Below are 13,919 nucleotides of genomic sequence, written 5' to 3' on the forward strand. Positions count from 1 at the left end.
CGCCATTAATTTATAGACATAGGAAGGAAGATGCTCGATGCCGGGAATTCCCGAGATCGAAGGTTACCGGAAACGGTTGGATCAGCATACGGTAGGTCAGCATATCCGCATATTGGATATGCAGCGCTTATCCGGGCTGAACGTGGAAATGGAACGTATGCATGATCAGGCTCTTGGCCGACAAATTTTATTTGTGGAACGAAGAGGGACGGATCTTATTTTTCATCTGGATAATGGTCATCGCCTGGTGCTACGGTTGGGCCAGGAGGATGAGCTTCATATTGACAGGCTCGAATCCGGTGCGGAGGACGAGGAACTGAAAACGGCCGCAAGCGCAAGCAAGCCTGTATTTTCGCTCCGCTTGGACAGCATGGCGGTGACCGTGGTCAAGTCGCGGTCGCTCCAGTTGTTGCTGCTGACGGCGAAGGAGCTGGATCAACAGCAGCGGGAGCAGGGTCCTGATCCATTGTCCCGCCATTTGACGGCGGAGCGGTTCCGCCAACGGTTCGCCAGGCGGTGGTCGACTTTGAAGGCGGCCTTGATGAATCCCGCGCTGCTGGCCGGAATTGACAGCCGGTATGCGGATAACATCGCGTTCGCCGCCGGACTTCGCCCATCTATGCGTGTTGATCAACTGCAGGAAGAAGAGCTTGACCGGTTGTATTTATCAATGATTCATGTGCTTCAGGAAGCGATCGAGCGGCAGGATGGGAGCGGAGCGGCAGCTGACGGCAGTACGGCTTCACTCTCATGGGGAATCGCAGGCAAGACAGGGGAGCCTTGCCCGCGCTGTGGCACGCCGATTGAAGAAATGCAGATCCAACGGAAGCCTGCGTATTACTGTCCGCAGTGCCAGCCGCTGCCGTCAGCGGATGAATCCTAGTCTCCCGGGGAGGGGAGACGGCAGCTTTGCGCTGCAATACGGTTGTCATTTGTCGCTGCGGGGCGGGTATAGCCATGCCGCGCGTGACGCGGTCCGATTGCAGGAGGCGTTCGGCCTTGGCTGCTATCAATATTTCAGTAAGAACCCGAGGGGCTTGTCTGTCAAGCTCGGCTACGAGGATGAGGCGAAGGCGGCTCGGGAGATATGTGAACGTCACGGGATTCATACCGTCGTTCATACACCGTATCCGACGAATCTAGCGGTCGATGCCGAACAGGCGCCGGAGCGGTTCCAAGCGACGGTTCAATCGCTGTTGAATGATTTGATGATTGCGGAAGCCTGCGGATCGATTGGAGCAGTCGTCCATTTCGGTATGTTCAAAGGCAAGTCCGATGGGGATCAGCTTCTGCTGCGCACCTATGGGAACATTATTCGTACGATCGATACGGTGCTGGCCGTCTGGAACGGGCGCGCCCTGCTTCTGTTGGAGAATCAGGCGGGCAGTCATGGCGGCCTCGGAGTAACGCTGGAGGAGCTTATCCAAGTCAGGCAGTTAAGCCGCTATTCCGATAAAATCGGCTATTGCTTCGATACCTGTCATGCGTTCGTCAGCGGCTTGTGGGATCCTTCCAAGACCGATGATTTGGTTGCCAAGGGGCATGAGCTCGGTTATTGGTCGCATATGCAGGTCATTCATTTGAACGATTCAAGAGAAGTCTATGCTTCACGCCAAGATCGTCACGCTAATCTGGGAGACGGGCATATCGGCATCGAGGATCTGGCCCGACTGGCAATGGCTGAAGGGATCCGCGGCAAGCCGCTCATTCTGGAGACGCCAGGCAGCGGACAATACGGACATGTTCCCGAGTGGAACAGGCTGAAGCAGGCAGTTCGGGCCGACAACAAATGATTTCATGGTGAAGGGAAAGAGGGAATGCGATGATTCATGTCTACCTGGACGACTGGCGGCGCTGTCCGGACGGATTCGTGCTGGCGCGGAATATGGAGGAATGTCTGCTGCTTCTGGAAGAGGAGCGTGTCGGTATTTTGTCGCTAGATCATGATCTGGGGCCGGACGAGCCCACGGGAACGGAGCTTGTGTTGGAAATGGTGCGCCGCGGACTTTATCCGCAGGAGGAAATCTATCTCCATACTTCCTGCCCGGAAGGGAGACAACGGATGTACCAGCAGCTGTATAAGCATAAGCCGGACTCCGTGAAGCTTCATAACGGGCCCATGGGCTGGGATACGCTTGAGCGGGTTAGGATGGAGAAGCAGTGAACCCGGTTCGCGGGCTAGAGCTTCAGAACTTTATGTCAGGTCGTCCGGTCACGGCTCCAGGAAGCCGGCGGTCACTCTATGTGTACAGCCCCTTTTGCGGGACGTGCCGGCTTGCTGAACGGATGCTAACTCTATTGGAGCAATCTTATCCCCAGCTTGCGATCGCTTCGGTCAATGTGCTGGATGCCGCTGAACTGGTGCAGGCGCATCGCATCGAGAGCGTCCCTTGTCTTCTGCTCTGGGGAGAAGACACGACGGAACGGGAGAGCGGGCCGGAGAAGATTTATGCATTTCATTCGGTAACTTATATGTATGAACGATTGAAGGGCGGGGGATTGCTGTGATACAGCTAGAACAGATCAGGTTCCAGAGAGAAGAGCGAACCATTTTAGATGACGTGAACTGGAGCGTAAACCCGGGGGAGCACTGGGTGCTGCTGGGACGGAATGGATCCGGGAAGACGACGCTGCTTGAACTGATAACCGCCTACCAATTTCCTTCCAGCGGAACCGTCCGCGTGCTTGGTCATACATACGGTCAGTGCGATGTAAGAGAAGTGAGACAACGGATCGGATATATTAGTCAATCGCTCGTCGAAAAATTAACGCTGCGCGACCCGGTGTGGGAAGTGGTGGCGACTGGTGCCTTCGCTTGGCTGCGCTTCTACCAGGAGATTCCGAAGGAAGTGAAGGAGCGGGCCCAGCAATTGCTCGAGGAATTCCATCTTGGCCGTCTGGCGGATCAGCCGCTTGCCGTCTGCTCGCAAGGGGAGCGCAAGAAAATTATGCTTGCCCGCGCATTGATGGGCGATCCCGAGCTGCTTATTATGGACGAGCCGTGCTCCGGCCTCGATATTTATGAACGGGAGAAGCTGCTTGAAGATATGGCGCTGCTCTCGGGACGCGATCTCGGGATTGTCTATGTGACGCATCATTCGGAGGAAATCATCCCGCTTTTCACGCATGTCGCGCTGCTGCATGAGGGGAGGATGGTCGCGTCCGGGCTGAAGCGCGAGGTGATGACTCCGGAGCTGCTCTCGGAGACCTTCGATATGCCTGTCCAGGTGGACTGGACGAATGATCGACCATGGATACGGGTTCCGTGAGCGTTGTCTTTTTGAAATTATAGTTTTGCAATGATGTTCAATATAGCGATTGATATTCGCAACAAAGCTGGAGGTTTGCCCACGTGGAATCCGTACAAGAATTGATTCTGGAGTCACATTATACACCGTCATCCCATTGGATTATCACCTCCAATCACGGTTATATCCCGTATGCGCAGGAGGAGCTGCGCAGAAGCTTCGGTCAACTGAAGAGCCGCATGCTCGTTCCTGGCGAGATGGCCTTGATGGAGCTTCCAGCCGGTTCCGCTGAAGCGATGGAACGATGGCAGCAGGAGCCGCCGATCTTCGGCCGGCATATTCAGCCGGTGCACCTGGCGCTCAAGCGCGAGGAGGGTCTTGGAAATGGTCCGGCGGAAGAACTGGAGGCGATGTGCGCCTTATGGCTGGAGCGGTTGAGCGCAGGCTCCGGTCTCCAATCCGGCAGCGGCATGCGGGTCGCCGTCCATGTTCGGTCCGGCGGGGCGCGGACAGAGGAAGATAAGGCGATCCGGGAGGCGTTCCTCTCCGTAATCGAACGGATTGGAGGAGAGACAGTACTCGCCGAACCGGATGTTATCGTATCTGTTGTGATTAGCGAGGATGCAATCTATGCCGGAATGATGACTTCCGCGGAAGCGGGATCCGATTGGCCGGGCGGAGCGATGCGGTTCCAGAGGGAGGAAGGGCAAATCTCCCGCGCCAAGTTCAAGCTGCTGGAAGCGGAACGGACATTCGGTCTCGATTACTCTGCTTATCGGCATGCACTGGACGTCGGCGCGGCGCCGGGAGGCTGGACTAGCCTCTTGCTGGAGCGGGGAGTGCACGTTACCGCGATCGACCCGGCCAAAATGCATCCGAGCTTGATAGGGCACCCGCAGTTGACGTATGTGAAGCGGAATGCTGCCGATGTCCCGGTGGAGCCGAATGAGTTCGATCTGCTCGTCTGCGATATGAGCTGGAGCCCCAAAGCGACGGCAGAGATGGTTATCCGCTTGCTGGACGGTGTGATTGCGGGGGGAACGATCCTCGTCACCGTAAAATTGATGCACAAAAAGCCGCTGCAGACGATTCGCGATGTAACGGCCATGTATGCCGAGCATGCCCAAATCATCCGGGCAAAGCAGTTGTTCCATAATCGGGACGAGATTACACTTTATATGATGAAATATTAATGATGCTAAATGCACCGTGGCACGATCTTTTTCGAAATAAGGCTGGACAAGCCGCTGCAAATCTTATACACTAGCATCAAAACATAGCGTGCACACAGGGAAGCACCCTGATTACGAACGATGGTTCGTTTTCAGGGTGCTTTTTTGCGTTGTCTAGGGGGGATTGCATTGCTGGAACATGGATATAGCCTGAAGCCGGGTCAACTGCTGCACGACAGGTACCGCATTGTCCGATTGCTCGGAAGCGGGGGGATGAGTTCCGTCTATTTGGCGGAAGACGAGAGGCTGGCTGGGAAGCAGTGGGCGATAAAGGTTTCCAAGCCCGTGACCAGGGACATGGAGCAACTCGTACATGAAGCGAGGCTGCTGACGGCTTTGCGCCACCCGCATCTTCCCTTGATTGTTGACTTTTATCGGCCCGACGCATCGGGAAGAGCCTATCTCGTCATGGAATATATCGAGGGGGTGACATTGGGAGAACGAATGCGGGAGCGGCCGGTTTCGTTCACCGAGGCAATCGGTTACGCGGTACCGGTTTGCGAAGCCTTGTCTTATTTGCACAGCCAGCAACCGCCAATTGTCTTTCGCGATATGAAGCCGTCGAACATTATGCTGACCCGGCAGGGCCAGGTGAAGCTGATTGATTTTGGAATCGCCCGCAACGTCGATGCAGACAAGGAGCACGATACGGTGAAGCTTGGCACAGTCGGGTTCGCCGCGCCGGAGCAGTACGAGGGCAAGCAGAGCGATGCCCGCACTGATCTGTATGGGATAGGCGCTCTGCTGGCGTATATGATGTCAGATGGCCGCTGGAAGGGAAAGATTCCGCTTCAGCCGCAATGTCTGGCCGATGATGTTCCGGCCGGCTTCCTTCCGCTTCTCGTCAAGCTGCTGGCCATCCGTCCCGAACATCGCTATCAATCGGCACAGGAGTTGCTCGAAGTATTAAGGCCGTTTGCCACGGAGGACAGTCCTTCCAGAGTGGGCATCAACGCACCTCCTTATGCTGCAGGGAGGACAGGCGCCGGAGTGGTGATTGCTTTTCACGGCACTTCCTCCGGAATCGGAGCGACGCATGCGGCACTCATGTGCGCATATCACCTGTCGGCGGGGGAATTGGGCAGGGCAGCCTACGTTGATGCCTCAGATGAGGCGGACGGTGCGGTAATTCGCGCCGTAGAGGCGGATTATGAAGGCGAGGAGCCGGATGCGATGGAGAGCATTCGAGCGGGCCGGAAGACGGCGGGAGATGCGGCCGAAGGAGTTCGGCTGCATGGCGTGACCTGCTACCGTTGGGGGCAGGGCAATCTGCTGCCGTATTTGCTTGGACGGTACGAATACGTCGTGCTTGATACGGGAGTGGATGCAACCGGACGCCGGATAGAGGAGTTCGAGCGGGCTCAGATTCCCGTGCTCGTCGGCAGCGCGGCTCCCTGGCGCCGGGAAGAGCTGCGCGAGGCGGCCCGAAGGCTCGAAGCGAACCAATGCACGCATTGGTTCGCAGCCATCGCACATGCGGATGCCTACCCTGCCTGGCGGCCGAACTGGCTTCGCGGGCGTTGCAGAGGTGTGGTGAAGCTGCCGCATCAGGCGAATCCATTCGAGTGGAGCGAGGATGCCTTACGCTGGACGGAAGAGCTTGTAGGGTCGGGCCGTACCGGCAGGAGCTGGCTGAATCGGTTCGGAAGATGGATGAAGGAGAAGAAACTTGGCAAAGGAGAGGTGCGAAGTTGAGACGATGGACACGGAGAAGCAAGCAAATGGCGTGGTCCGCTCTATGCGGCGCGGCGGCGGCAGGCATCTTGTTCGGGTTCTACCTGTGGTGGTCCGACCGCCAATTATTAGCTCTGCGGGCATCGGTGGAAGCCGAATATAAGCAGGAATTCGATCGGCTGGAGCGGCTGGCGGCAGAACGGGAGAAGCAGCAGGCGGCGATATGGGTATTCGAGCGGCCGCTCCAAGCCGGGGCCCGAATTAGCAGGGCTGATCTGAAGCAGAGGGAGATCGCGAAATCGGCTGCTCCGGCAGGCCGGGTGGGCGAGGTGGATGACGCCGTCGGCAAAGTGCTGAAAATCGATGTATCTGCCAAAACTCCGGTGCTCGCCTCGATGCTGTATGAAGAGGCGCGGCTGGCGGATGATATGCGCTGGGTAGAGACGGCGGTCATTCAACTGCCGCTGTTGTTGAGCAAGCGCGATGCGATTGATGTGCGCATCCGGTTCCCGGATGGCCAAGATTATGTCATCCTGTCCCGCAAGGCGGTTCATGAGCTGCAGGAGTCCACTATCTGGCTGCAGATGGATGAGCGTGAACGGTTGTCGTTCTCCAGCGCCTGTGTGGACGCTTATTTGCATGGAGGTCAGATTTATGCATTGCGGTATATCGAACCTCATCTGCAAAAGGATGCGGCAGTCAATTATCCGCCCAATGAACAGGTGCTGAAGCTAATGCAATCGAACCCGAATATCGCGAAGCAGGCCAAGACGGCACTAGTCTCCCGTCTTCGCGGACAGATGGAAAAGGCATGGGCCGACAAGGCCGCCGAGCGGGACACTTCCGGCGGGGCAAGAATGAGTCCGGAACAAGGGACGCAAGAAGCGGCCGGTTATCCCGTTCCCGCTCATCCCGGCGGAGCGTCGCCACTAACGGGAAGAGCGCCGGAGGCGGTAAGGAATTCGCCGTTCGTCGGTCCGAAGGGCGGCACGTCGACAGAATGGTTGGCCCAGGACATGCAGCGGCCATTGCCGGATACGGTTCCCGGCAGCGCCGGAACAGAGCAGGAGCCGGACAGAAGGCCTGCGCAGCCCTCGTCGTCGGATGAACCGGTTCATTCCATTCCGGAGGAGGAATCGCAGCAAGGAGCAGGCGGCTCCGGAGATCGTATAGAAAATGTGACGGAGCACGAATCGATCTTCTCCGAGCCTGACCGCCGCTAACGGCAGAAGTGGAAGTGAAGAAGATAGGGGGGAATTCGAATGTCTAGCGCGGTATTTATCGGAAGCGTGGATAAGAGCGAGCATCTATTTGCGGTATGCACATTGCTTGCCCGGTTGCAGCGCAAAGTACTGTTGATTGACGGGACCCAGGCGCAATGGAGCGCGTACCGGGTTGCCGGACCGGACCCGACCATGAGTCCGCTCAACTGGAATGGCTTCGACGTATTGACCGGATGCTCGAATTGGATGGACGCGTTCCGGAGACTGGAGCGGGAAGAAGAGGAGCTACCGAGCTATGATGATGTCCTCATCGATACGGATTCAGCTGCATTTTTTGCTCCCGCGCAATGGTCGGAAGCGGATTGCCGCTTCCTCTGCCAGACTGTAGAGAGCTATCACATCGCGAAGAACAGAGAGTGGCTGGCTGCCTTCCAGCGCGATCAGGAAGGGGAACCGCTCGCATTCATTCCAGTGCTGTTCCGTTCTCTGGAGCCGGAATCCGAGCTGGAATTCGTGAAAGAGCTGTATCAGCCGGGATTCGAGCAGTGCTGGTCAGAGGACGCGGTAGTTATTCCCGAAGACGAACGGGATTGGGCGGCGAAGATGGATCAGGAGCATGCGGGAACGATGCGTCTTCAGGCCTATGCGCGCGGAACGAAAAGAGCATGGCGCGAGTTGGCGGAACGGATCGCAGGTCCGCTGGCAGACAAAGAATGGAGAAAATGCCTGAAGGACACGACGAAAGGACGGTAATGCAAAAATGCCGCTATGCAAGCATTGGATGATACGTTCGGCAGGACGGGGAATGTGCGGAGGCACTTCCTTGACGGCATGCTTGGGAATGACGCTCGCCTGGGGCTGGCAGCTGCGCGTGCTGCTCATTCATGCCGAGCAGCGGGGCAGGGGTCTGGAGGCGCTCCTGCCGAAGCCGGAGGCCGCCTCTTCGATTCATTATCGCACCACTCCGAACGGTTGGAGCAACCTGCTTCGCATGCTGAAGCATCAACAAGCGGAGGATGATCTCCTCGTGCCCTTCACGATCCCCGTCATGCGCAATCTCGATACGCTCCCGGGCTTCGACGACGAACATGAACGATCGACTGGCAGAGCCAAGCTGCACCAATGGATACAGAGAATAATGAGGCTGGCGGAGAAAAGATACGACATCGTGCTGTGGGACGCAGGCGGAGAAGATGACGATATGGCGAAGTCTGTCGGGGTGCGGGCCCATGGGACGCTGCTCGTCGCCAGCCAACAGCGATCTTCGCTGGATGCCGCCTTCCGCGATCGGGGTTCTCCCGCCTCCGCCTATATATTAGGAATGTATGATAACGATATCCGGCAGAATGATGTCCGGATTCGGCGTCAATACAGGCCGGAGGCACCCGTGTTCATGATTCCGTACTCGGCCGGTTTCCGCAACGCCGTAGACGAGGGCAGGCTGCTTGCCTGGTATATTCAGCAGCTGATGAAGGAGCAGCGGAAGCAGCGGAATGGATTCGCCGATCATCACAAGAAGCTGGCGGAATGGCTCATGGCGGAGTCAGGCGCGATAGCGCGTTCCGATCCAGGTGAAGCGGGGTGAGCGCATGTTATGGAACGGAATTCTCATCGCGGCCATTGGCGTGGGCACGCTTGTCGGGTTGGGGCTGCGCCTGCGCAGTAAGGGAAGTAAGGCGGCAACGGCAAGTGCGGGCAAGCCACAGGATTGGACATGGGAGAAGCTGGACGCTGCCGTGAAGCAGTATTTCATAACGTGGACCTCTGACATTCTGATGGATGTCCATGCGAATGAAGAGGAGTTCCGGCGCGAGACAGCACGCCGGCTAGCGCTCAAGAAGGCGTTGAAAGCTTGCAACAACGGCGAGCCTGCGGCCAAGGAATATATAAAAGAGTGGATTGTCGACATTGTCGAACAGCATATCAAGCTTGCGGCAGATGAGCTGGAACGGCTTATCTCGTTCAACAGTCCGGCTCTGCTGACCGTGCAGGACAAGTTCGATTTGCTCCTGTATGCATACAAGCAACGATACGGGTACGAAGCATTGGATGAACTGATACGGACATACAAGTGGGATGAATTAAAAGTTACTCCATCTGCGGAGGACGAATCAGGCTATGTCGTCATGAGCGGGGATGTCGACGTGGCGTTTCGGCTGGAGTGTCTGCAATTCGCGCACCGCGATCGGATACGGATTGTAGCTCAGCGTCTGTATCAGCGGTATAAAGGGTTTTCGGTCATTGATGAGATGCGTGATATGCGCATTGATGGCGTATCCGGCGGCATTAACGGGGTTCCTGAGGTGTTGGCCGGCACGCCGCACGCTGCTTTGGTGCAACCGGAATCGGGGGACAAAGAGGAGATCCGAGCCTGCGACAGCGTATGGATTTTTTATAAAGGGAAATCGATTCGTTTCGCGTTTCTTTCCTTCGGCAGCGATGCAGAGCTGCGAAGAGTGTGCCACAACATTTACAAATATCAATCGCCCGGCCCGTTGACCGAAGCGGACGGCTACCGGGTCAATCATATGAAGGATGGCTCGCGGGTTGTCGTTCTTCGCCCGCCCTTTGCCGAATCATGGTGCTTCTTTATCCGCAAGTTTGATACGAGCCGGGTCACGCTTTCGCAGCTAATTACGGATAAGAACGCCGATCTGCCGATCGCTCTGCTTACTTATTTAATGAAGGGGGCGCGGATGACGGCTGTTACCGGTGCTCAAGGATCGGGGAAGACGACGCTGTTGATGGCATTAGTCCAGTCCATCTACCCGTTCTATCCGCTTCGCGTGCAGGAGCAGGCGTTCGAGCTCCATTTGCGGCGACTGTACCCGCACCGGAATATTGTCTCGCTCAGGGAGACCGAGCGCATTTCCGGTCAGGCCGGGCTGGACGTGCAGAAGAAAACGGATGGCACGGTGCATATACTCGGGGAGGTCGCTACCGATCCGGTCGCGGCTTGGATGATTCAAATGGCGCAGGTTGCCAGCTTGTTCACCGTTTTCACACATCATGCCAAAACATTTCCGGATCTTATTTTCGCGCTTCGCAATTCGCTGCTTAAAAGCGGAATGTTCTACAACGAAGCGATTGCGGAGCAGCAGGTTAGCAGCGTGATCCATTTTGATGTGCATCTGGCCCGGGACGCGGACGGGAAGCGGTATATTGAGCGGATAACGGAGTGCATCCCGATGGCGGATCCGGAGCCGGGGGTGATGCCGGCGGCCGCGGAGAGCGGGGGCGGAGGTGTATCCTGGGAGCGCTACATTCTGTCCTCCGAGCAGCTGCACCGTCGGCTTAGCCGCACGCGCGCGTTCGAGTACCGCAATATCGTCGAGTACCGGCAAGGCCGGTACTGCTTGGTTCATCCGCTCTCCGATCGGCAGGCGGAAGCAATGGAGCGGGAAATGACGGCCGAGGACAAGCGGAGATTCCGCAAATGGCTGACCGACGAAGGAGGGATGGCGAATGCCGGTTAGTACTGTGCTGATGGGGCTGGCCGCCGTCTCGCTAGCCGTTGGTGTTCTGCTCTGGAGGATCAGCAGAAGGCTGGAAGCGGGACAAGCTTATCTATACCCGCAGCGAAGTGAATCTTGGGGCGCATATATGAAGGCGGCATGGCATGCAGGGCTGCAGCGGTTCTATATGATGGCTGTGAATACGCCGCTGCTGAAGAGCCGGGCCCGCGCAATCCGACAGCGGCTAAGTCTATTCTATTCGTATGATGAATGGCTGCTGTGCCGGAAGACGGCAGCTGTCTTGCTCGGCAGCACCGCGACGGCTGCGTTGGCGGCGATCGTGTTCCTCTCGTTCGATCAGGATGTGCTGTCATGGCTCATGCTCGTGCTCGTATTGAGCGTCGCGGAAGGGCTGTACCGGGATGCGATTGTCCAACGCGCCGAACGTAAGCTGCTGAAGCTCGGGGCGGAGGCCTTCGCCAGTGTGAGGCAAGCCTATCACCGCCATCGCATGGTCGACGCAGCGATCGCCGAGGCGGCGGACGGCAGCCGCCCGATGCTGGAGCGCCATATGAAGCGAATGCTTGACATGTTGGATGAACAGGAGCCGGAAGCGGCCCTGTCCGCGTATGAGGAGGCGGCTCCGAACCGTTACTTCAAGCTGTTCGCCGGATTATCGCGCTTCGTGGCCGAATACGGGGATCCGCCTCAGCGGCAAGGGTCCTCCTATTTGCAAGGCATCTCGATGCTCGTGAGGGAGATGCATCTGGAATTGACGATGCGCTCCCGGCTGGAATATTTACTGAGCGGGCTTCAGGCCATCGCGATCATGCCCGTGTTGTTTGCTGACCCGCTTGCCCGCTGGGCAAAGGCCTATTTCCCGTTGATGGAGCAATTTTACGAGAGCAAGCTCGGCTGGCTGCTTCAGCTGACGGTGTTCATCACGGTCTTCATCTGCCACAGGCTGCTGCTGCAGCTGAATTGGCAGCCAGGCCGGGGCGAGGCGGGAGCCCGGTGGACATGGGAGTCCCGAATCTGGATCCGCCCTGCCGTCAAGCATCTCGTACGGCGACTGATGGCCCGCACACCTCCCGCATCGATTCGGCGGATTCAGCGGCTGCTGAGAGAGGCGAACGACGACATGCCGGTCGATCAATTCTATGCCCGGCGCTGGGCATTGGGTGCGGTCGTGCTGTGCTGCGGGGTCTGTCTGCTGTTCCTATTGCAGTCGACAGCCGCTTCCGGGGCGTGGAATCAGCTGCAGCGGCAGATGACGGCGCTCGGGCTGGAGCTACCGGCCATGGCTGGCAGCACTGCCGGGCAGCCGTCCCAGGAAGCGCTTGAGACGTGGAAGGAACAACTTCTGGATCACCCCTCGGTGGCAAGCGAACGGAAATCCAAGCAGCTAATCAACTACTTCGCGAACTATGCTGATCGGCTGCAAGGGAGCTGGATCCAATGGTGGGAGGTACTGATGATCCTTGCTGCGAGTCTTGCCGCTTATGCCTGCCCGGTCGTCCTGCTTCACGTCAGAATCCGTCTGCAGCATATCGACATGAGGACGGAGATTAGCCAGTTCCAGTCGCTGACCTTGCTGCTGAGAGCCTTCGACCGCATGACGGCTGAACAGATCGTGGGCTGGATGGGGCGCAGCTCTATTTATTTCAGGAAGCCGCTGCATGCATGTCTCATGAATTGGGAGAGCGGGGCGGAGGCGGCCCTGCAGCAGCTGAAGCGGGATGCTCCTTATCCGGACTTTGTCCGCTTCGTCGAAAAAATCGAACTGGCCTTTGATCTGATTCCGCTTCATCAAGCCTTCGATGACGTAGAACAGGACTGGCTCTATGAGCAGGAAATGATCAAACAGCATTATGAGAAGAGCATCGATGCCAAAGCGGTATGGGGACAATGGTTCGGATTCGCACCGATGTATGCGCTCGTCTTTCTCTACTTGGTCATACCGCTCGTCTGGATGAGCGCGGAGCAAATGCGCTCGTCTTTTGAGCAAATTCGTCAGTTGTAGCTTCCACTCTGTAAGCGGCCTATCCGAGTCAGACATGCCAATCAGAACCCAATAGAACAAAAACCGGGAAAAGGAGAAGGTGATTTGCCATGAATAATGCTCAATCCGCGCTGAAGGTAGCGGCGGGAATCTTTTTGACCATTGCGTTGATAACGATTGTCGTACTGCTGTTCGTCAGCGCTCAAGAGGCGACGAAGACGGCACAAAATGAGTTCTCGTCTATACAGACAGAGCTCAGCAAAGCATCGTTCACGGTCTATGACAACACAACGGTAAGCGGTTCTCAGGTCGTGAACGCCATCCGCAAATTTTATAAGCAGGATCAGTTCGGCGTTCGTGTCATCACAGGCAAAAACAAGTCGAATGGAATTGTGGAAGGGACCTACTACGGATCAGATGTGCTTGACAACGGGACCATCTCCAGCGCGAAGCGCAACGAAAGCCTGGAGCTGGCGACGCTGGAGTCGCTGGAAAGCTATGTCAATCCGAGCGGAAAATTTAAAGCCCGCGTCATCGTGGACCAGAGCAATGTGACACGCGGCATCGTGTTCGAGCAGCAGTAAGTGGAGAATTCAGTTAACAGGCCGCCAGAACTCTGGTTCAAAGTTGTGTCCTGTCCTTCATGGCTTTCTTTCGGGCCAGAACTGTGGATGGGGGGAGATTTTAGTTGAAAAATGCCGCTCACATGATATCCCTTTCGGTATCCTTTATCCTTTTTATGGCGGTGCTATCGAACTCGCATGATGCGGTAACGGCCCGCAAGCTCCTGCTGGACGAAGCCGATCGCGTTCTCGAAGAACGTGATCCGAATCTCGCGCCCCGGCTGCAAATTCCGGCAACCTATACGGTCACAGGAGCTACCGTGCTGCAATCGATCTATCATATTCGCGCGATAGGTGCCGTGATTCAAGTGGGAATGACGGAATTTGGGCGGGATGTGGGCAGGGACCGTATAGACGCTTCGGGAATCAGGCTGTACGGTTTGTATCATATGAGGGAGGTATGGCATCCCGACGGCAGCCTGGAGAAGGTGATTTTCAATCCGCTATAGGAAGGAGAGTGAG

Annotated in this window: 14 protein-coding genes; all 14 read left to right on the forward strand. The window is 56.9% G+C overall.

Translation table 11 applies throughout. The features are described 5' to 3' along the window. Nucleotides 1–37: 37 nt before the first annotated feature. Nucleotides 38–883, forward strand: a complete 846-nt coding sequence (locus DQX05_RS09895; protein WP_119793107.1) for a DNA-formamidopyrimidine glycosylase family protein — start codon at nt 38–40, stop codon at nt 881–883. Further along, nucleotides 873–1,793 carry a deoxyribonuclease IV gene (locus tag DQX05_RS09900; protein WP_119793109.1) on the forward strand — a complete coding sequence of 307 codons (921 nt, stop codon included), beginning with the start codon at nt 873–875 and terminating at the stop codon, nt 1,791–1,793. The genes DQX05_RS09895 and DQX05_RS09900 overlap by 11 nt, the downstream gene beginning before the upstream one ends. Before the next feature lie 29 nt (nt 1,794–1,822). Further along, nucleotides 1,823–2,164: a cyclic-phosphate processing receiver domain-containing protein gene (locus tag DQX05_RS09905; protein ID WP_119793111.1), complete on the forward strand. Its 342-nt coding sequence runs from the start codon at nt 1,823–1,825 to the stop codon at nt 2,162–2,164. Beyond that, nucleotides 2,161–2,508, forward strand: a complete 348-nt coding sequence (locus DQX05_RS09910; protein ID WP_119793113.1) for a thioredoxin family protein — start codon at nt 2,161–2,163, stop codon at nt 2,506–2,508. Before DQX05_RS09905 ends, DQX05_RS09910 begins: the two co-directional genes overlap by 4 nt. Further along, nucleotides 2,505–3,269, forward strand: coding sequence for an ABC transporter ATP-binding protein (locus DQX05_RS09915; RefSeq protein WP_087441807.1), 765 nt, complete (start codon nt 2,505–2,507; stop codon nt 3,267–3,269). Before DQX05_RS09910 ends, DQX05_RS09915 begins: the two co-directional genes overlap by 4 nt. Nucleotides 3,270–3,352: 83 nt before the next feature. Continuing rightward, nucleotides 3,353–4,441, forward strand: a complete 1,089-nt coding sequence (locus DQX05_RS09920) for an SAM-dependent methyltransferase (protein ID WP_119793114.1) — start codon at nt 3,353–3,355, stop codon at nt 4,439–4,441. A gap of 168 nt (nt 4,442–4,609) precedes the next feature. Continuing rightward, the gene (locus DQX05_RS09925; RefSeq protein ID WP_119793116.1) at nt 4,610–6,175 is read left to right on the forward strand and encodes a serine/threonine protein kinase; all 1,566 of its coding nucleotides are present in this window, start codon (nt 4,610–4,612) and stop codon (nt 6,173–6,175) included. Continuing rightward, nucleotides 6,172–7,377 (forward strand): SAF domain-containing protein, encoded by a 1,206-nt coding sequence (locus tag DQX05_RS09930; RefSeq protein WP_259391885.1) that lies wholly within the window; start codon nt 6,172–6,174, stop codon nt 7,375–7,377. The genes DQX05_RS09925 and DQX05_RS09930 overlap by 4 nt, the downstream gene beginning before the upstream one ends. Before the next feature lie 39 nt (nt 7,378–7,416). Beyond that, nucleotides 7,417–8,130 carry a carbon monoxide dehydrogenase maturation protein gene (locus tag DQX05_RS09935; protein ID WP_119793120.1) on the forward strand — a complete coding sequence of 238 codons (714 nt, stop codon included), beginning with the start codon at nt 7,417–7,419 and terminating at the stop codon, nt 8,128–8,130. Nucleotides 8,131–8,200: 70 nt separating this feature from the next. Further along, a complete protein-coding gene (locus tag DQX05_RS09940; protein ID WP_259391886.1) occupies nt 8,201–8,962 on the forward strand; it encodes an ABC transporter permease in 762 nt (253 codons plus the stop codon). Between the two features lie 4 nt (nt 8,963–8,966). Next, a complete protein-coding gene (locus tag DQX05_RS09945; RefSeq protein WP_119793121.1) occupies nt 8,967–10,853 on the forward strand; it encodes an ATPase, T2SS/T4P/T4SS family in 1,887 nt (628 codons plus the stop codon). Further along, a complete protein-coding gene (locus DQX05_RS09950; protein ID WP_119793123.1) occupies nt 10,843–12,855 on the forward strand; it encodes a GTPase SAR1 in 2,013 nt (670 codons plus the stop codon). Before DQX05_RS09945 ends, DQX05_RS09950 begins: the two co-directional genes overlap by 11 nt. 89 nt (nt 12,856–12,944) lie before the next feature. Continuing rightward, entirely contained in the window at nt 12,945–13,418 is a 474-nt protein-coding gene (locus DQX05_RS09955) for an ABC transporter permease (protein WP_119793124.1), read from the forward strand. Between the two features lie 104 nt (nt 13,419–13,522). Further along, nucleotides 13,523–13,906: an enoyl-CoA hydratase gene (locus DQX05_RS09960; RefSeq protein WP_119793125.1), complete on the forward strand. Its 384-nt coding sequence runs from the start codon at nt 13,523–13,525 to the stop codon at nt 13,904–13,906. Nucleotides 13,907–13,919 lie beyond the last annotated feature (13 nt).

The organism is Paenibacillus thiaminolyticus, from assembly GCF_003591545.1.
Lineage (GTDB): Bacteria > Bacillota > Bacilli > Paenibacillales > Paenibacillaceae > Paenibacillus_B > Paenibacillus_B thiaminolyticus_A.

Coding starts and splice junctions, on each gene's coding strand:
- DQX05_RS09895 (WP_119793107.1), top strand. CDS start 38: ATGCCGGGAATTCCCGAGATCGAAGGTTACCGGAAACGGTTGGATCAG.
- DQX05_RS09900 (WP_119793109.1), top strand. CDS start 873: ATGAATCCTAGTCTCCCGGGGAGGGGAGACGGCAGCTTTGCGCTGCAA.
- DQX05_RS09905 (WP_119793111.1), top strand. CDS start 1,823: ATGATTCATGTCTACCTGGACGACTGGCGGCGCTGTCCGGACGGATTC.
- DQX05_RS09935 (WP_119793120.1), top strand. CDS start 7,417: ATGTCTAGCGCGGTATTTATCGGAAGCGTGGATAAGAGCGAGCATCTA.
- DQX05_RS09945 (WP_119793121.1), top strand. CDS start 8,967: ATGTTATGGAACGGAATTCTCATCGCGGCCATTGGCGTGGGCACGCTT.
- DQX05_RS09950 (WP_119793123.1), top strand. CDS start 10,843: ATGCCGGTTAGTACTGTGCTGATGGGGCTGGCCGCCGTCTCGCTAGCC.
- DQX05_RS09955 (WP_119793124.1), top strand. CDS start 12,945: ATGAATAATGCTCAATCCGCGCTGAAGGTAGCGGCGGGAATCTTTTTG.